Annotated in this window: 17 protein-coding genes; 9 read left to right on the plus strand and 8 right to left on the minus strand. The window is 64.0% G+C overall.

What is annotated here, in order from left to right; genetic code table 11:
- Positions 1–93 precede the first annotated feature (93 nt).
- The 3 genes from ACLCGK_RS26685 to ACLCGK_RS26695 form a co-directional block, all read right to left on the minus strand.
- Positions 94–1,041, minus strand: coding sequence for a dihydrodipicolinate synthase family protein (locus tag ACLCGK_RS26685; RefSeq protein ID WP_410953308.1), 948 nt, complete (start codon positions 1,039–1,041; stop codon positions 94–96).
- Between the two features lie 44 nt (positions 1,042–1,085).
- Positions 1,086–2,012, minus strand: a complete 927-nt coding sequence (locus ACLCGK_RS26690; protein ID WP_410953309.1) for a 4-hydroxyproline epimerase — start codon at positions 2,010–2,012, stop codon at positions 1,086–1,088.
- Positions 2,013–2,160: 148 nt separating this feature from the next.
- Entirely contained in the window at positions 2,161–3,777 is a 1,617-nt protein-coding gene (locus ACLCGK_RS26695; RefSeq protein ID WP_015271365.1) for an APC family permease, read from the minus strand.
- 379 nt (positions 3,778–4,156) lie between these two features.
- On the opposite strand from ACLCGK_RS26695, the gene ACLCGK_RS26700 reads away from it, so the two are divergent.
- Positions 4,157–4,939, plus strand: a complete 783-nt coding sequence (locus tag ACLCGK_RS26700; protein WP_013973777.1) for an AraC family transcriptional regulator — start codon at positions 4,157–4,159, stop codon at positions 4,937–4,939.
- Here ACLCGK_RS26700 and ACLCGK_RS26705 read toward each other — a convergent pair.
- Entirely contained in the window at positions 4,927–5,814 is an 888-nt protein-coding gene (locus ACLCGK_RS26705; protein WP_085665272.1) for a LysR family transcriptional regulator, read from the minus strand. The genes ACLCGK_RS26700 and ACLCGK_RS26705 overlap by 13 nt on opposite strands.
- Before the next feature lie 140 nt (positions 5,815–5,954).
- Between ACLCGK_RS26705 and moaB the strand changes: the two genes are divergently transcribed.
- Positions 5,955–6,494, plus strand: a complete 540-nt coding sequence (moaB, locus tag ACLCGK_RS26710; protein ID WP_003259533.1) for a molybdenum cofactor biosynthesis protein B — start codon at positions 5,955–5,957, stop codon at positions 6,492–6,494.
- Positions 6,495–6,624: 130 nt separating this feature from the next.
- Here moaB and ACLCGK_RS26715 read toward each other — a convergent pair whose 3' ends face one another.
- Positions 6,625–7,524: a bestrophin family protein gene (locus ACLCGK_RS26715; protein WP_015271362.1), complete on the minus strand. Its 900-nt coding sequence runs from the start codon at positions 7,522–7,524 to the stop codon at positions 6,625–6,627.
- 20 nt (positions 7,525–7,544) lie between these two features.
- Positions 7,545–8,549, minus strand: a complete 1,005-nt coding sequence (gene moaA / locus ACLCGK_RS26720; protein ID WP_039613983.1) for a GTP 3',8-cyclase MoaA — start codon at positions 8,547–8,549, stop codon at positions 7,545–7,547.
- Positions 8,550–8,898: 349 nt separating this feature from the next.
- Between moaA and ACLCGK_RS26725 the strand changes: the two genes are divergently transcribed.
- Positions 8,899–11,229, plus strand: a complete 2,331-nt coding sequence (locus ACLCGK_RS26725; RefSeq protein WP_410953310.1) for an FdhF/YdeP family oxidoreductase — start codon at positions 8,899–8,901, stop codon at positions 11,227–11,229.
- Between the two features lie 188 nt (positions 11,230–11,417).
- On the opposite strand, the gene ACLCGK_RS26730 is transcribed toward ACLCGK_RS26725, so the two are convergent.
- The gene (locus ACLCGK_RS26730; RefSeq protein WP_015271359.1) at positions 11,418–11,879 is read right to left on the minus strand and encodes an Lrp/AsnC family transcriptional regulator; all 462 of its coding nucleotides are present in this window, start codon (positions 11,877–11,879) and stop codon (positions 11,418–11,420) included.
- A gap of 92 nt (positions 11,880–11,971) precedes the next feature.
- Here ACLCGK_RS26730 and ACLCGK_RS26735 point away from each other — a divergent pair, with 92 nt between their 5' ends.
- Complete coding sequence (locus tag ACLCGK_RS26735; RefSeq protein WP_410953312.1) at positions 11,972–13,156, plus strand: trans-sulfuration enzyme family protein; 1,185 nt, start codon at positions 11,972–11,974, stop codon at positions 13,154–13,156.
- Positions 13,157–13,302: 146 nt separating this feature from the next.
- Here ACLCGK_RS26735 and ACLCGK_RS26740 read toward each other — a convergent pair whose 3' ends face one another.
- Positions 13,303–13,542 (minus strand): YdcH family protein, encoded by a 240-nt coding sequence (locus tag ACLCGK_RS26740; protein WP_054573758.1) that lies wholly within the window; start codon positions 13,540–13,542, stop codon positions 13,303–13,305.
- 117 nt (positions 13,543–13,659) lie between these two features.
- On the opposite strand from ACLCGK_RS26740, the gene ACLCGK_RS26745 reads away from it, so the two are divergent.
- From ACLCGK_RS26745 to ACLCGK_RS26765, 5 genes are all read left to right on the plus strand, one after another.
- Positions 13,660–14,025 carry a 5-carboxymethyl-2-hydroxymuconate Delta-isomerase gene (locus ACLCGK_RS26745; protein WP_085665276.1) on the plus strand — a complete coding sequence of 122 codons (366 nt, stop codon included), beginning with the start codon at positions 13,660–13,662 and terminating at the stop codon, positions 14,023–14,025.
- A gap of 165 nt (positions 14,026–14,190) precedes the next feature.
- On the plus strand, positions 14,191–15,828 hold the full coding sequence (locus ACLCGK_RS26750; RefSeq protein ID WP_410953311.1) for a phosphoethanolamine transferase: 1,638 nt from the start codon (positions 14,191–14,193) through the stop codon (positions 15,826–15,828).
- A gap of 275 nt (positions 15,829–16,103) precedes the next feature.
- The gene (rnd, locus tag ACLCGK_RS26755) at positions 16,104–17,237 is read left to right on the plus strand and encodes a ribonuclease D (RefSeq protein WP_013973768.1); all 1,134 of its coding nucleotides are present in this window, start codon (positions 16,104–16,106) and stop codon (positions 17,235–17,237) included.
- Positions 17,234–17,527, plus strand: a complete 294-nt coding sequence (locus tag ACLCGK_RS26760; RefSeq protein WP_015271354.1) for a YcgL domain-containing protein — start codon at positions 17,234–17,236, stop codon at positions 17,525–17,527. The genes rnd and ACLCGK_RS26760 overlap by 4 nt, the downstream gene beginning before the upstream one ends.
- Positions 17,528–17,529: 2 nt before the next feature.
- Positions 17,530–18,462 carry a D-2-hydroxyacid dehydrogenase gene (locus ACLCGK_RS26765; RefSeq protein WP_100413335.1) on the plus strand — a complete coding sequence of 311 codons (933 nt, stop codon included), beginning with the start codon at positions 17,530–17,532 and terminating at the stop codon, positions 18,460–18,462.
- The last annotated feature ends 40 nt before the right edge of the window (positions 18,463–18,502 follow it).

The following is an 18,502-nucleotide window of genomic DNA, read 5'->3' on the forward strand; positions in this document are numbered from 1 at the left end:
GGGCGAGCCCGCGAACACCGGCAAAGCCGGTGCCAGGCACCGAGTCGCCTGCTTCGCGGGCATGCCCGCTCCCACAGAGAAAGCAGTGGCTGCTTAGGCGATGTTCTGCTCAGCCGACCAGCTGGCGTACCAGCTGCGGAACAGCGCGTACTGCTGCTCGGCATAGTTGCGCTGGGCGTCGGTCAGCACGTCGGTCTCGTTGAAGTGCAGGCTGTATTCGCTGTCACCGTTCAGCACCATCAGGTGCTTGTAGTAGAGCACCAGGTCGCAGCCTTCATCGAACGACGACAGCACCGCCAGCGCAGCCTCCAGTTCACGCGCCAGGCGGCGGGCCTTGGCATCACCCTTGGCCGCCTGCTTGCTCAGGCTCACCAGGTGCAGCACCTCACGCGGCAGGGCGTTGCCGATGCCGGTGATGGCGCCGGTGGCGTTGCAGTTGACGAAGCCATGTACCACCTGGGTGTCGACGCCGACCATCAGGGTCACGTCGTCATCCTTGGAGGTGATGTGCTCGGCGGCGTAGCGCAGGTCGGCGCCACCGCCGAACTCCTTGAAGCCGATCAGGTTGGGGAACTCGCTGCGCAGTTCGAAGAACAGGTCGGCGCGGGTGGCGAAGCCATAGTAGGGGCTGTTGTAGATCACCGCCGGCAGCTTCGGTGCGGCTGCCAGGATGGCCGAGAAGTGGTGCTTCTGGGCAATCAGCGAGGCGCCGCGGCTGAGCACGCGGGGGATGACCATCAGGCCGGCGGCGCCAACTTTGGCCGCGTGGGCGGCGTGGGATACTGCTTCACGGGTGTTCACCGCGCCGGTGCCGACGATGGTCGGGATGCCGGCGGCCACCAGGCGCGCCACGCCTTCCTGGCGCTCGGCTTCGGTCAGCAGCGGCCAGTCGCCCATCGAGCCGCAGTACACCACGGCGCTCATACCGGCCTCGATCAGTTCGCGGCCCTTGCGCACCAGGGCGTCGAAGTCCGGCTTGCGCTCGGCGGTGCAGGGGGTCATCAGGGCGGGCATGGTGCCGGTGAAGATGTTGTTGGTCATTGTTGTCACTCCTCGCGATATTCGTTTTTTGGAAAAAGCCGGGGTCAGATGCCCCAGGCGAACGGGTCCTGTTCGTCGATCAGCAGGGTGCTGTCGGCGGTCATGTAGGCGCGGCCGGTGATGAACGGGCGAATGCGTTCGCCGTCGCGCTCGTAGCGGCCCTGGAACTGGCTGCCGGTGATACTGGCCTGTACCCAGATCTGGCCTTCGTCGAGCTTGCCGTCGGCGGCCAGGCAGGCCAGCTTGGCGCTGGTGCCCGTGCCGCAGGGCGAGCGGTCGTAGGCCTTGCCCGGGCACATCACGAAGTTGCGGCTGTCGGCGTTGGCGCCGTCGGCGAACAGTTCGACGTGGTCGATGGGGGCACCGTTTTCACCGGTGATGCCCTGGGCTTCGAGGGCCTTGAGCATCGCCCAGGTGTATTCGGTCAGCGCCTCGCGGTTGCCCAGCTCGATGCGCTGGCCGTGTTCGGAGACGAGGAAAAACCAGTTGCCACCCCAGGCGATGTCGCCGCGCACCGGACCATGGCCGGGCACGTCCACCAGCACCTGCTGGCGGTAGCGGTAGGACGGCACGTTGCCGACGGTTATGGCGCCGTCTTCATGCAGGGTGGCGCTGACCTGGCCGACCGGGGTATCGATCTTGTGTACGCCCGGTGCGATCAGACCCAGGTGCTGCAGCGAGGCGACCAGGCCGATGGTGCCGTGCCCGCACATGTTCAGGTAGCCAGCGTTGTTGAAGAAGATCACCCCGCACGTGGCGTCGGCCGATACCGGTGGGCAGTACAGTGCACCGACCAGCACATCGTTGCCGCGAGGCTCCAGCAGGCAGGCGCGGCGCCACTGGTCGTGCAGCTCGCGCAGCTCGTCGCGCTGCTCGGCCATGTTGCGGCCATGCAGTTGCGGGAAGCCTTTCATCACCAGGCGGGTCGGTTCCCCGCCGGTGTGCGAGTCGATGACGTGAATCTGTTTCATGAGCTTGTCCATTCTTTGATCAGCCAAGTCTTGTGCTGTTTGTGCGGGCCTCATCGCCGGCAAGCCAGCTCCCACAGGTATTGCATCGGCCTCTTGGGCAGCGCGGCCCCTGTGGGAGCCGGTTTGCCGGCGATAGGGCCAGTAGCCGTTACGGAGCCAGTGCAGCCGGGCGCTGGCCTACCAGAGGTTCATGGCTGGCTTCGCTTTCGTCCTCACCTTCCAGGCGCACCAGGTGGGCAGGCACGCCGGTGGCCGCGCCCCAGTAGTAGATGCCCAGCGCACAAGCGGCCACGACCACGGTGTCGAACGGGTGGCCGAGCACCCCCAGGCCGCCGAAGCTGCCCAGCCACGACAGCAGGATGGTCACCGCGTAGAAGCCGATCAGCCATGCCGACGAGCGCACTTGCTGGGCCAGCGACAGGTGCTGGGTCGGCACGAAGCGGCCGCACAGCAGGTAAAGCACGAACATCACGATCTGCAGGGCCAGCAGCCACGACACGGTCTTCCAGCCCGACCAGTACACGATCAGCGCGGCGATGATGAATGACAGCGGGCCGAGCACGCCCATGCCCTTGACCCGGAACGGGCGCGGCATGTCGGGGGCGTTGCGGCGCAGGGCGGCGACAGTGACCGGGGCCACGGCGTAGCTCAGTACCAGGGCGGCGGAAACCACGTTGATCAGCGCTTCCCAGGACGGGAACGGCAGGGTCCAGAACACCGACAGGCCAAAGGTCAGCCACAGCGCCGGGCGCGGGATGCCGGACTCGGCGTCGATACGGGTGAAGTACTTGAAGAAGGTGCCGGTCTGCGCCCAGCCATAGACCACGCGCGGGGTGGCGTTCATGTAGATGTTGCCGCAGCCGCTGGGCGAGATCACCGCGTCGGCCACCACCAGATAGGCCAGCCAGCCCACACCCAAAGCCAGGGCGATGTCGCGGTAGGGCAGGGCCAGTTCCTTGGTCACCGCGGCCCAGCCGTTGCTCAGCATTTCGGTCGGCACGCTGCCGAGGAAGGCCAGTTGCAGCAGGGCGTAGATCGCGGTGGACAGCAGTACCGAGAGGATCAGCGCGATGGGGATGGTGCGTTGCGGGTTCTTTACCTCGCTGGCCACCGAAATGATCGGCGTCAGGCCCAGGTAAGCGAAGATGATGCCACCGGCCGATACCGCCATTTCAACGCCGGACAGACCGAACGGGGCAAAGCCCTGGACCTCGAAGTTTTCCGGTTTGAAGAAGGTGAACAGCACGCCGATCACCAGCAGCGGCACGATGAACTTGAACACACTGACCAGGTTGTTGGCCTTGGCGAAGGTTTTCACGCTGCGGTAGTTGAGGAAGAAGAACAGCCCCAGCAGGGCGAACTGCACCAGCCAGCCGAGCACGGTCGGGTCGCTGGAGCCGGCCTTGGTCAGCCCGGGGAACCAGGCGGCGGCGTATTGACGCGAAGCGACCACTTCGATGGCGATCAGGCTGGAAAAGGCGATCAGGGTGATAAAGCCCATCAAGTAGCCCAGCAGCGGGCCGTGGGAGTACACCGGGTAGCGCACCACGCCCCCGGCACGCGGCAGGGCAGCGCCCAGTTCGCAATAGACGATGCCCAGCAACAGTACGGCGAAGCCGCCAAGGAACCAGGACAGGATGCCGGCCGGGCCGGCGATGGCCGAGACGTGGCTGGCGGCGAACAGCCAGCCGGAGCCGAAGATGGCGCCTAGGCCGATGAAGGTGAGGTCCAGCAATGACAACTGTTTTTTGAATTTGCCTGACATGGGTTCGCCTTTTTGTTGGTTATTGGATAGGCAGGTCTGATGTCACGAGATGCGGCTTTTTGGGCCGCGCTCTTGTAGGACTTGGGGCGGCTTGCGTGGGGCATAGAGTGGACCGATCGGGGCGGCGGTTCTTGATGGTTTTCTGCAGGGGGGATGACGAAATCGGCACAGTTTCGAAAAAGCAGTGGTAGGAGGGAAGGGTGGGGGATAGGCTGTAAGCCTTAACGCATAAGGGTTGTAGACATTTACTTGCTGTGCCGGCCTCTTCGCGGGTGAACCCGCTCCTACAGGTATCTCCGCAGCTTCGAGGGCTGCGCAGTACCTGTGGGAGCGGGTTTACCCGCGAAAGAGGCCGGCACAGCAAACCGAGAGAGAGCAGATGACCGACACCCCCCTGGCAACCCTGTACCAGTCCCTCGACCAGCACCGCCCCGCCAACCTCGAGGCCCTGCTCGCCGGTGTGTCCCTGCTGCTGCCGATCCTCGACGCCATCCCCAACGCCGCGATCTTCATCAAGGACCCGGCCGCCCGCTATGTGCTGGCCAACAACACCCTGGTCCAGCGCTGTGGCCTCAAGCGCCTGCAACCGCTGCTGGGCAAGACCAGTGCCGAAGTGTTCCCGGCACAGCTGGGCCCCGGCTACACCGAGCAGGACCGTCGCGTTCTCAAGGAGGGTTTGGTGCTGGAAGACCAGCTGGAGCTGCATCTTTACGGCAGCCGCGAGCCTGGCTGGTGCCTGACCCACAAGCGCCCGCTGTACAACCGTGCCGGCGAGATCATCGGCCTGGTCGGCATCTCGGTCGACTTGCAGTCAGCCGCCGACAGCCACCCCGCCTACCAGCGCCTGGCGGCGGTGGACGAGCATATCCGTCGGCATTTCCACCAGCCGATCAGCATGGGCGAGCTGACCCGTATCGCCGGCATTTCCGTGGCCCAGCTGGAGCGCTACTGCAAGCGGGTGTTCCACCTCACGCCACGGCAAATGATCCACAAGGCACGCCTGGAGCACGCCCACCGTTTGCTGCATTCGGAACTGCCGATCACTGAAGTGGCGATGTGCTGCGGCTATACCGACCACAGCGCCTTCAGCCGCCAGTTCAAGCAACTGACCGGCTTCACCCCGCGCCAGTACCGCCAGGCAACCAGCGCTCAGTTGGCCTGAAACAGCGCCCGCGCCTCATCGAAGCACTGCTCGGCAATTGCCGAACGCGGCTCGCTGCGGCGCAGCAGCAGGCCGACCGGGCTGTGGATAGCGGCGTCGGCCACCGGCAGGATGCGCAGGTGCTCGCTCAGGTCTTCCAGGCCGCAGCCCAGCGGCATGACCGCGCAGCACATGCCGGTGTTGATGGCCTGGATCAGCTGGAAGCTCGAGTCGCTTTCCAGTACCGCATTCGGCTCCAGGCCACGGCTGCGGAAACTCAGGTCCAGCGACTGGCGGTAGTGCATGCCCTTGCTCAGCAGGCCCAGCGGAATGTCGCCCAGCTCGTCCCAGCGCAGGGTGTCGCTGGTGAACTTGAAGTGCCGGGTATCGTGCAGCAGGCCCATGGTGGTGGTGCCAAGTTCGATCACTTCGAAGAAGCTGGTGTTGACCTGGTCCAGGTAGCAGATGCCCAGGTCGAGCTGGTTGCGGCTGAGCCCGTCGATGACCTGTTCCGAGCTTAGCGAGCTGATCTGGAAGTGCAGTTCGGGGTATTTTTCACGCAGCGGCAGCAGCAGGTGCATGGGGTTGAAGCTGGCCAGCGGCACCGTGCCCAGGCGCAGGCTGCCGACCACCTGGCCGCGGCAACTGGCGGCTTCGGCCTGCAAGCCATCGTGCGCGGCGAGCAGGGTACGGGCCCAGGCCAGGATTCGCTCGCCCGCTTCGGTGAAGCCTTCGAAGCGCTGGCCGCGTTTGACCAACACCAGGTCCAGTTCGTCCTCCAGGTTGCGCAGGCGCATGGACAGCGTCGGCTGGGTGATATGGCATAGCGCCGCCGCCTGGCCGAAGTGGCGGGTCTGGTCGAGGGCGATGAGGAATTTGAGCTGCTTGATGTCCATGGAGGTGCCTGGTATCGGGTTATGCAGACCTTAACCCACGTCTGCGATAGATGTCATTGATGAGTCGGTACGCCATATCGATTGGACGCCCCCGGGCCATGCCTCTAGCGTGGCGGCAATGCCACTCGAGGAGCCCCACCGTGCGCGTCCAACCCGATGCGGTCTTCGTACCGCTCAACATCGCCGTGCTGACAGTCAGCGATACCCGTACCTACGACAACGACACTTCCGGTGAGCTGCTGGCCAGCCGCTCGGTTGAGATCGGCCACCGCCTGGTGGCGCGGGCGTTGCTCAAGGACGACCTTTACAAGATCCGCGCCCAGGTCGCCACCTGGATTGCCGACGAACAGGTGCAGGTGGTGCTGATCACCGGCGGTACCGGTTTTACCGGGCGTGACAGCACGCCGGAAGCGGTCGAGTGCCTGCTGGACAAGCGCATCGATGGCTTTGGCGAACTGTTCCGGGCCCTGTCGATTCTCGATATCGGCACCTCGACCGTGCAGAGCCGGGCGCTGGCCGGGCTGTCCAACCGCACGTTGGTGTGCTGCCTGCCGGGCTCCACCGGGGCCTGCCGTACGGCGTGGGAGGGCATCCTGGCGGAGCAGCTGGATGCGCGGCACCGGCCGTGCAACTTCGTCAAGCACCTGAAGCCGATCGAGGCCTGTGCAAGCCGGGGCTGATCTTTCGTCTGTCCTGGCCTCTTCGCGGGCTTGCCCGCTCCCACAGGTACTCCACAGGTCTTGAGGGCAGTGGTGACCCTGTGGGAGCGGGCCAGCCCGCGAAGAGGCCAGGACAGGCAACAACAATCGCTCAGCTCAATACATGGTCCACCGGCAACAACACCGGCGGTAGCTGTTGTTCCCCCAACCCCGCCAGCACATCGCGCTCCACGGTCCGCACCATGGCATCGGTCGGCAGGTCGTTCTCATCGCGCCCGAATGGGTCTTCCAGTTCGTTGCCAATCGCATCCAGCCCGAAGAACGTGTACCCCACGATGGTGGTGAACAGCGGCGCCAGCCAGCCCAGCGGCTCGGCCAGGGCAAACGGCAGCAACAGGCAGAAGATGTAGATGGTGCGGTGCAGCAACAGCGTGTAGGGGAACGGCAACGGCGTGCCCTTGATCCGCTCGCAGGTAGCCTGCACTTCGGTCAGCCCCACCAGCCGCTGCTCCAGCAGGCTGTAGCGCCAGTCACTGATCTGCTGCTGTGTTGCCAGCCGCGAGCAGTGCCCGCCGATTTCGCGCAGGATGGCGTCGCACACGTTGTGCGGGCTGATTGCATCGGGCCGGGCCAGCCAGGGCCGGGCGGCGGCCAGTTCGTCCTCGCTGCGCAGCCGAGCATTCAGCGCATGGGCAAAGCCGCACAGGCTGCGCAACAGTTCGGCACGCAGGGTTTCGTCGGTAATCACCAGGCTTTCGCGCACGAACGAACGGGTTTCGATGATCAGCTTGCCCCAGGCCTTGCGCCCCTCCCACCAGCGGTCATAGCAGGCGTTGTTGCGAAAACTCATGAAAATCGACAGTGACAGGCCCAGCAAGGTGAACGGGGTGGCGCTGACCGGATAGAAAAACGCCGGGAAATGCCGCTCGACCAACACGATCAGCGCGGCCAGCAGGGTGATCGTCAGGCAACGCAGGGCGATGCGCTTGACGATCGAACCCTTGAGGGTGAACAGCACACGCAGCACATCGGGGGTGGGGTGGACGATCATGGAAATCCAGAGACGGCTGCCTAGCCGCCGGTCATGTTCATGAAACGCAGGATCTGCACGTCGCCACCGACTTCGAAATGATGGCGGTAGGGCTTGAGGTGCAAGGAATCACGAATGGCCTTTTCCAGGCGTTCGGGGTTGCCGGGGTGGGCGCGCAGCACCTGCTTCAGGTCCACCGAGTGTTCATTGCCCAGGCACAGCAGCAGGCGGCCTTCGACGGTGAGTCGCACGCGGTTGCAGGTGGCGCAGAAGTTGTGGCTGTGTGGCGAAATGAAGCCGACCCGAGTGTTGGCGGCTTCGGCCAGGCGCCAGTAGCGGGCGGGGCCCTGGGACGACTCGGTCGATTCGACCAATGTGAACTGCTCGGCCAGCAGCGCACGTACTTCGTCACTGGAGCAGAACGACTCGCCGCGTTCATGTTCGCTGATCACGCCCAACGGCATTTCTTCGATGAAGGTGATGTCCAGTTCGCGGTCGATGGCAAAGCGCACCAGGTCGACCAGTTCGTGGTCGTTGCGGCCTTTGAGGACTACGCAGTTGAGCTTGGTGCGCTTGAAACCGGCCTGGCGGGCGGCGTCGATGCCGGCGATCACCTGGTGCAGGTCGCCGGTGCGGGTCAGTTGCTTGAAGCGCTCGGCGTCCAGGCTGTCGAGGCTGATGTTCAGGCGCGTGACACCTGCGTCGAACAGCGGCTGGGCCAGGCGCCCGAGTTGCGAGCCGTTGCTGGTCAGGCACAACTCGCGCAGGCCGGGCAGGGCGGCGATCCGCCCGCACAGGTCGACGATGCCCTGGCGCACCAGCGGCTCGCCGCCGGTCAGGCGGATCTTGCGGGTACCAAGGGCGACGAAGCGCTCGGCCACCTGGAGCAGTTCCTCGAGGCTGAGGATTTGCTGGCGCGGCAGGAACTGCATGTCTTCGGCCATGCAGTACACGCAACGGAAGTCGCAGCGGTCGGTGACCGACATCCGCAGGTAGTCGATTTTCCGGTTGAAGCCGTCGATCAGGGCCCGGCTGTTCTGTTCCACGTTCGCGCTCGAATGGGTAGGGACTCAATCCAAGCTATAACTTGGGCGCAGGGCCGTCAAATTGCTTTGTCCGACCGATTGATCGATGGTCTCTATCATGGCTGCAGGTCACGCATTTCAAAATGTTGACCGCGTCGCACCGTTCGCGGGCATGCCCGCTCCCACAGGGTTATCGCTGCTCTCGGGAACTGCACTGTACCTGTGGGAGCGGGCGCGCCCGCGAACGAGCTAACACCATTTCCGGCCCATGATCGAAACCGCCTATCACCCCGTAAGATCTTTCGATTGGACGGCTCTACCCCACGCTCCATAGGCTGAAAAAAAGCATCGAAGCGTGAGGATTCACCGCATGAGCCAGGACCAACATATCAGGGACTACAAAGGCGCCGCCGCCGGCTGGGGGGCGCTCAAGAGCGTGACCAAGAGCTGGCTGGGCAGCGACAATGCTTTCAAGAACCTGCGGGCCATGCTCAAGACCAACCAGAACGGCGGCTTCGACTGCCCCGGCTGCGCCTGGGGCGAGTCGCCGGAAAACGACATGGTCAAGTTCTGCGAGAACGGCGCCAAGGCGGTCAACTGGGAAGCCACCGGCCGCTCGGTGGACCCGGCATTCTTCGCCAGGTACAGCGTCAGTGCGTTGGCCGAGCAGACCGACTACTGGCTGGAGTACCAGGGCCGCCTGACCCACCCGATGCGCTACGACGCGGCCACCGACCACTATGTCGAAACCAGCTGGGAAGAAGCCTTTGCGCTGGTTGCGCAACACTTGCGCGCACTCGAATCGCCCGACCAGGCCGAGTTCTACACCTCGGGCCGGGCCAGCAACGAGGCGGCGTTCCTCTACCAGCTGTTCGTCCGCGCCTACGGCACCAACAACTTCCCCGACTGCTCGAACATGTGCCATGAAGCCAGCGGCGTGGGCATGTCGGAAACCCTCGGCGTGGGCAAGGGCACCGTGGTGTTCCACGACCTGGAACTGGCCGATGCCATCTTCGTCATCGGCCAGAACCCCGGCACCAACCACCCGCGCATGCTCGAACCGCTGCGTGAAGCGGTGAAGCGTGGTGCCCAGGTGGTCTGTTTCAACCCGCTCAAGGAGCGCGGCCTGGAGCGCTTCCAGCACCCGCAGCACCCGTTCGAGATGCTCAGCAATGGCTCCGAACCAACCAACACGGCCTACTTCCGCCCGGCCCTGGGCGGCGACATGGCAGTGATGCGCGGCATTGCCAAGTACCTGCTGCAGTGGGAACGCGAAGCCCAGGCCAATGGCGAACCGGCGGTTTTCGACCATGCCTTCATCGCCGAGCACACCAGTGGCATCGACGCATACCTGGAAACCGTGGATGCCACGCCCTGGGGGCACATCGTCGATCAATCGGGCCTGACCCAGGCCGAGATCGAACTGGCCGCGCGCATGTACCGCAAGGCCGAACGGGTAATCATGTGCTGGGCCATGGGCGTCACCCAGCACCGCCACTCGGTGCCGACCGTTCAGGAAATCGTCAACCTGCAGCTGCTGCGCGGCAACGTCGGCAAGCCCGGCGCCGGCCTGTCACCGGTGCGTGGCCACAGCAACGTGCAGGGCGACCGCACCATGGGCATCGACGAGAAGCCCGGGGCGGTCCTGCTCGATGCCATTGAAAAACGCTTCCAGTTCCGCGTGCCGCGTGCCCACGGGCACAACGCCGTGCTGGCGATCAAGGCCATGGAAGAGGGGCGGGCCAAGGTGTTCATCGGCCTGGGTGGCAACTTTGCCCAAGCCACGCCGGATACGCCGCGCACTCATGCGGCCATGCGCAATTGCGCGCTGACCGTGCAGATTTCCACCAAGCTCAACCGCTCGCACCTGGTCACCGGCCGCGATGCGTTGATCCTGCCGTGCCTGGGCCGTACCGAAATCGACATGCAGGCCAGCGGGCCGCAAGGCGTGACCGTGGAGGACACCTTCAGCATGGTGCACATCTCCCACGGCCAGCTGCGCCCGCGCTCGCCGCACCTGCGCTCGGAGCCGTGGATCATCGCCGGCATGGCCCAGGCGACCCTGGGCAAGCAGCCGATCGACTGGGAATACGCTGTTGCCGACTACGGCCGCATCCGCAGCATGATTGCCGATGTGATCCCCGGCTTTGCCGCTTTCAACGAGCGCCTGCAGCACCCGGGCGGCTTCCACCTGGGCAACAATGCCGCCGACCGTACCTGGCGCACGGCCACAGGCAAGGCGCGCTTCAGCCCGCACCGGCTGCCGGAGCAACTGGTGAATGCCAAGGTGCTGGCGCGCGGTGACAAGCCCGACCTGATCCTGCAGACCCTGCGCTCGCACGATCAGTACAACACCACCCTGTATGGCCTGGACGACCGTTATCGCGGGGTGTTCGGCCTGCGTGAAGTGGTGTTCGTCAACGAGGTGGACATCCGTCGGATGGGCTTCGAGCCGGGCGAGCATGTGGACCTGGTGTCGCTGTGGGAGGATGGCGTGGAGCGGCGCGTGTCGGGCTTCCGCCTGGTGGCGTATGACGTGCCCGAAGGGCAGGCGGCGGCCTATTACCCGGAGACCAACCCGCTGGTGCCGCTGGAAAGCTATGGCGAGGGGACCTATACCCCGACCTCGAAGTTCGTGGCGATCAAGGTCGAGAAAGCCAAGGCGGGGAACCGGATTGCGGCGGTGCTTGCCGCGGATTGATCGGTTGCCTGTGCTGGCCTCTTCGCGGGCTTGCCCGCTCCCACAGGGACCCCACAGTTTTCAGCACCTGTGGTACTCCTGTGGGAGCGGGCAAGGGTGTTCTCCTCGTCCACAACGCACCCCCCGGTTTTTGGGCAGTTTGTGTCTTCTGGGGGGAGCGGGCAAGCCCGCGAAGAATCCAGCACCGATCAGGAACGGTTCACCGGGTAAGCCGTGGTGTATTTCATCTGCTCCATGGCAAAACTGGAAGTGATGTTCGACAGCCCATCAGTACTGGTGATCAGCTTTTTATAAAACCGGTCATACGCCGCAATGTCCCCCACCACCACCCGCAGCATGTAATCCCAGTCTCCCGACATGCGGTAGAACTCCATCACTTCCTCGAACCCGGTCACGGTCGCGGCAAACTGCTCCAGCCAGGCGCTGTCGTGGCGCTGGGTCTTGAGCTGGACGAACACCGTCAGCCCCAGCCCCAGCCGTTCCGGGTCGAGCAGGGCGACACGGCCGACAATGTAGCCGTCTTCCTCCAGGCGCTTGACCCGCTTCCAGCACGGCGTGGTGGAGAGGTTGACGGCCTCGGCCAGGTCCTTGAGCGAGATCGAGGCGTCGCGCTGAAGCAGGGTGAGAATGTGCTGGTCGAAGCTGTCCATATCGCGCGTGGGCCGTGGAGAAAAATATTTCACAGATTACCCCAAGGCTAGAAGATTTGGGTTGTGCGATAGTGGCGACTTTCACTCTGCCAATGGGCCTGACCATGTCCGACAAGCCGCGCAATTTCGCCACCCGTACCATTCACGCCGGTGAGCAGTTCAGCGTCGCCGATAACGCTATTTTCCCGGCGATCGTCACCGCCAGCTCGTTCACCAAGCGCAGCCTGGACGACAAGCCGGAATACTCCTACAGCCGTGTCGGCAACCCCACCCGGCATGCCTATGAAACCTGTGTCGCCGCCCTGGAAGAGGGCGTTGGCGCGGTCGCCTGCGCCTCGGGCGTGAACGCCACCGCCACCGTGCTGGAGCTGCTGCCCAAGGATGCCCACGTCGTGGTGATGAACGGCGTGTACGGCGGTACCTTCCGTATCATGGAAGACTACCGCAGCCGCACCTCGGGCCTGACCACCACCTACGTCGACCTCAACGACCTCGAGGCGGTGGCCGCCGCCATCAAGCCGGAAACCCAGCTGATCTGGATCGAATCGCCGACCAACCCGTTGCTGCACCTGGTCGACATCAAGGCGGTGTGCGACCTGGCCAAGGCGCGGGGCATCCTCACCTGTATCGACAACACCTTCTGCTCGCCGTGGAACCAGCGCCCGATCACCCTGGGCGTGGACCTGGTGATGCACTCGGCCAGCAAGTACATCGGCGGCCACTCCGACCTCACCGGTGGCGTGGTGGTAGCTGCCAACGATGCGCTGTTGGCGCGCCTGCGCCGCATCAGCATGGCGATTGGCGCGGTGCAGGGGCCGTTCGACTGCTATCTGGCCCTGCGCGGTCTGAAGACCCTGGATGTGCGCATGGAGCGCCAGTGTGCCAATGCCCTGCAGGTGGCACGCTTCCTCGAAAGCCACGCGCAGATCGAGCAGGTGTATTACCCAGGGCTGGAAAGCCACTCGCAACATGAGTTGTGCAAACGGCAGATGCGCAGTGGCGGGGCGGTGGTGGCGATGAAGGTCAAGGGCGACCGGGCTGCGCTAAACCGCCTGGTGGAGGCGCTGCAGATCTTCGTGCTGGCCGACTCGCTGGGCGGGGTGGAAAGCATGATCAACCACTCCTGGAGCATGTCGCACTGCTCGCTGAGCCCGGAGCAGAAGGGCGTGATGGGGATCAGCGAGAACCTGCTGCGGTTGTCGGTGGGGATCGAGGATTACCGCGACCTGGTCGAGGACCTGGATGGGGCGTTGAAGGCTGCGGCTGCTGGCTCGTGATGATGCGGTTGTAGGAGCGGCCTTGTGTCGCGATGGGCTGCGCAGCAGCCCCAGAATCTATGTCTCTGTCGAGATTTTCGGGGCTGCTGCGCAGCCCATCGCGACACAAGGCCGCTCCTACAGGGGGCCGTGCAGGCCTGTGGTATCTATCTGGATTTGGGCGGATGAATGATCCGTTCGATCTTGTCCTTGATCAGCAAGCGCTCCTTGCGCAGGCGGTTGACGGTTTCGTCGTTGGTGCCGTTGCCTTCGGCAGCGACCACCTCTTTGTCTTTTGCGTTGTATTCCTTGTGCAGTGAGTGCAGCGTCTGGTCCTTGTCCATGAGCGCCTGGAATGCATCAGCGGTAACGTGCAGGTCAGCGAGCAGATCATGCGGAACTGGCATTTCTTCACCTCTGTCGGGGGTTGGCGGATGGTTCTGACCTTTGAGGATAGTCGTCTTTGCGCAGGTAGGGGACTGGGGTAGGCTGTCGCATCTCCCCCGTGACCCGGAACCTGCGCCATGCCTCACCTGAACCTGGAATACAGCGACAACCTGCGTGAGCTGAATGTCGACGTCCTGCTGCTGCGCCTGAACCATGCCCTGGTCGGCAGTGGCCAGTTCGCCGACGAGGCCGATATCAAAAGCCGCGCCGAAGCCTTCAAGCACTATCGGGTGGGCACCGCGCCCGGCGAGCGTGCCTTTGCCCATGTGCGCCTGGCCATCCTCAGCGGGCGCTCGCCCGAGGTGAAGACGCAACTGTCCACCAGCCTGCTCGACGTGTTGCGTGACGCCATCCCCGAGCAACCCGGGCTTGATATCCAGCTGTGCGTGGAAGTGCTGGACATCGACCGCGAGCCGTATGCCAAGGCACGCCTGCCAGGCTGAACAAGCGCTGAATGAACTTCTTTTAATGTAGAAAAGGCGCCTGCTCACGAATTTGTTGGCGTCTTTTTCACAAAATATTGATGGCACGCTTTCTAGAGTTCAGCCAAGTTTCCCCGGTGCCGCGCAGGCCCTCGGGCTGATAATCACTCTTGATTGCGAACACTGATGCTCAACTTCAAATCCCTGCGGACTGAATGGGTCACGCTGCTGGCCAGCCTTTACCTGCTGATAGGCTTCAATGTCTTCCTCTGGCAGCATCTCGAACAGGTCGTGCCGCCCGGTTTGCCGGGGCTTTGGCTGAGCCTGGCGTTTGCCGTGCTGATGCTGTTCGCGTTCAACCTGATTCTCACGTTGTTCGCCTTCCGTTATGTATTGAAGCCAATACTTATCGTGTTGTTCATGAGTGGCGCGGGCGTGGCTTACTTCATGAACCAGTACGGCGTACTTATTGACGCGGGCATGTTCCGCAATATTGCGGAAACCAACGTGGCGGAAGTGCGTGACCTGCTTTCGTTAAAGTTTGCCTTGTATATCCTGGGCCTCGGTGTAGTGCCTTCGCTGCTGTTGTGGAAGGCGCCGATCGCCTATCGCGCCTGGCACCGTGAACTGCTCGGCAAGCTGGTGGTTGGCGGTGCCTGCGTGGTGGCCCTGGGCTCGGTGGCACTGGTCAACTACCAGGGCCTTTCGTCGCTGTTTCGCAACCACCACGAACTGCGCCTGATGCTCACCCCCAGCAATATCGTGGGTGCCTCCATCGGTTATGTCAGCGAGCGCGTCGGTACCGCATCACGGCCCTTCCAGCATTACGGCGAAGATGCCAGGCGTGACGCTGCCTGGCAAAAGCATGAACGCAAGTCGCTGACTGTACTGGTGGTGGGTGAAAGTGCGCGGGCAGATCACTTCGGCGTGCTCGGCTACAACCGCGATACCACACCGAACCTCGCCAGGGAGCAGGGCCTGCTGGCGTTCTCCGATGTTCACTCCTGCGGCACGGAAACCGCCGTTTCGGTGCCGTGCATGTTCTCTGGCATGAAGCGCAAGGACTACGATGCCCGCGTGGCGAAGAACCGCGAAGGGTTGCTGGACATCCTCCAGCGGACCGGCCTGGCGGTGCAGTGGCGTGACAATCAATCGGGCTGCAAGGGTACCTGCGACCGCGTGCAGTTCATCGATGTCAGCAAACTCCAGGACCCGCAGTTGTGCGCTGATGGTGAATGCCATGACCAGATCCTGCTGCAGGGCCTGGGTGAGCTGATCGACAACCTCGACAAGGACACCGTGCTGGTGCTGCACCAGATGGGCAGCCACGGGCCTGAATACTTCAAGCGCTACCCCGGCGCCGACCAGCGCTTTGCCCCGGTGTGCCAGAGCAACGCGCTGGACCAGTGCAGCGAGCAGCAAATCGTCAACGGCTACGACAACACACTGGCCTATACCGACAAGGTGCTGGCCTCGCTGATCGACATCCTGCGTAGCAAGCAGGACAAGGTCGACACGGCGATGATCTACCTGTCCGACCATGGCGAGTCGCTGGGTGAGTACAACCTGTTCCTGCACGGCACGCCTTACGCTATCGCCCCCGAGCAGCAGAAGCACGTGCCGCTGCTGACCTGGTTCTCCGACAGCTACAAGGAGGACTTCGGCGTCGACACCGACTGCCTGGCCAAGCTCAGCGATGCGCCGCTGTCGCAGGACAACCTGTTCCACTCGATGCTCGGCCTGTTGCAGGTGCGTACCGAGGTCTACCAGCAATCGCTGGACATGTTCGCCAGCTGCCGGCCATGGCTGGCGGCCAAGCGGTGAGGCGAAGCGCATTCAAAAAACTCTAGCTTGCGCCGTCTTTGTGGGAGCGGGCGTGCCCGCGAAGCAGGCGACGCGGTGGATGGCACGGGCTTCGCCGGTGTTCGCGGGCATGCCCGCTCCCACAGGGATCGCGAAGCTTGCGGATTTTGCGCACGAGAGTTGCTGCTGCCTGAACACGCACAACAGCACCGCTGATCGATATCAAGGATGGCCCGGGTTTCACCAGCAGTGCCCGCGCCGTATATACTGCGCGCCAATGTTAGTGGGAGAGCCTCGTGGCCATCGAAATACACTGGATCCGTGACGACCAGAGCCTGGCCGAACACTGCCGCGACTGGCACCAGCTGCCCTTTGTCGCCGTCGATACCGAATTCATGCGGGTCGACACCTTCTACCCGAAAGCCGGGCTGATCCAGATCGGCGATGGCCAGCGTGCCTTCCTGATCGACCCGTTGCTGATCGGCAACTGGCAACCCCTGGCCGAACTGCTGGATGACAGCGGTGTGGTCAAGGTGCTGCACGCCTGCAGCGAAGACCTCGAAGTGCTGTTGCGCCTGACCGGCAAGCTGCCACAGCCGCTGTTCGACACCCAACTGGCGGCCGGTTATCTGAACCTGGGGTTCTCCATGGGTTATTCGCGCCTGGTGCAGGATGTGCTGGGTATCGACCTGCCCAAGGGCGAAACCCGCTCCGACTGGCTGCAGCGCCCGCTCTCGGAAACCCAGGTCAGCTATGCCGCCGAGGATGCCGTGCACTTGGCCGAGCTGTTCACCGTGTTGCGCCCGCGCCTGAGTGACGACAAGTACGCCTGGGTGCTGGAGGACGGCGCCGAGCTGGTGGCCGCATTGCGCCGCGAAGTCGAGCCCGAAAGCCTGTACCGCGACGTCAAGCTGGCCTGGAAGCTGGCCCCCCAGCAACTGGCAGTGCTGCGTGAGCTGTGTGCCTGGCGCGAGCGTGAAGCGCGCAACCGCGACGTACCGCGCAATCGCATCCTCAAGGAGCACTCGCTGTGGCCTATGGCCAAGAGCCAGCCGAGCAACCTGTCGGCGCTGGCCAAGATCGACGAGATGCATCCGCGCACCATTCGTCAGGACGGTGAGTTCCTCATCCAGCTGATCAAGCGTGCCGCCAGCCTGCCAGCCGAGCAATGGCCACAGGCCTTGCCCGAGCCTTTGCCGATCGAGGCTGCAGGTATCCTCAAGCAGCTGCGTGCCATCGGCCAGGCCGAAGGTGAGCGCCTGGGCATTGCCCCCGAGCTGATGCTGCGCAAAAAAGCCCTGGAAGCGCTGCTCAAGAGCGGCTACCCCAATGGCCCCTATCAATTGCCCGATTCGCTGCGCGGCTGGCGCCGTGAGCGTATGGGCCAGGCCCTGCTGGACAGCCTCGCAGGCGCCGGAGAGACCCGATGAAACGCATTTGCTCTATCTACAAGAGCCCCCGCAAGAACGAAATGTACCTGTACGTGCTCAAGGCCGATGGCCTGGAGCGCGTGCCCGAAGGCCTGCTGCCGTTCTTCGGCACCCCCGTGCACGCCTTCGACCTGGTGCTGACTCCCGAGCGCAAGCTGGCCCGCGAGGACATCGCCAAGGTGCTGGAAAACCTCGACAACCAGGGTTACCACCTGCAGATGCCGCCGCCGGAAGACGACTACATCGAGCACCTGCCCGAAGAGTTGCTGCGCCGTAACGACCCTGCCTGATCATGCGAGTACTGATTGCTGAGCATGATCATGCTCGATACGCCGAGATTTTGCGCGCAGCCGCGCCTGAGCTGGAAGTCCTGACCAGCGGCGACTCCGCCGAACTGGCACGCCAGGCGCCACAGTGCCCGGTGTGGCTGGGCCAGCCGGACCTGCTGGCAAGCCTGTTGCGCCAAGGCCACAAGCCGGGCTGGATGCAGTCCACCTGGGCCGGTATCACCCCGCTGCTGGCCGAGGGCCTGCCGCGCGACTATCGCCTGACCCGCGCCGTGGGCATCTTTGGCCAGGTGATGGCCGAGTACATGCTCACCTACATGCTCGGCCATGAGCGCGAGGTGCTGTCGCGGCTGGTCAGCCAGGTCGAGCGTCGTTGGGACGACCGCCCGGGGCGGACCCTGGAAGGGCGCAAGGTGCTGATCGTCGGCACTGGCGACATTGGCCAGCGGGTGGCCGAGTTCCTGCAGGCGTTTGGCGTGGTGCTGTATGGCGTTGCCAGCAGCGCCCGCGAGCAGGCGCCGTTCGTCGAGGTAGCGGCGCTGGCCGACCTGCCGCGCCTGGTGGGTCAGGTCGATTACGTACTCAACCTGCTGCCGGATACCCCGGCAACCCACGACCTGTATGATGCGGCACTGTTCAAGCGCTTCCAGCCCACGGCGCTGTTCATCAATGCAGGGCGCGGCGCTGCGGTGGTCGACGCTGACCTGGTCGAGGCACTGAAGGAAGGGCACCTGGCAGGGGCGGTGATCGATGTCTGCCGGCAGGAGCCGTTGCCCAGGCAACACCCGTTCTGGACGGCGTGGGGCTTGCTGCTGACCGGGCACAGCTCGGCACCCACCTCGCCGGCGGCGATGGTGCGGTTGTTTGTCGAGAATGTGCGGGCGTATGCGGCGGGGCAGGGGTTGCGAGGTGAAGTGGACTTCGCCCGGGGCTATTGATTTTGTAATGCCTGTACCGGCCTCTTCGCGGGCTTGCCCG

The sequence above is a fragment of the Pseudomonas sp. S1(2024) genome (assembly GCF_046557535.1).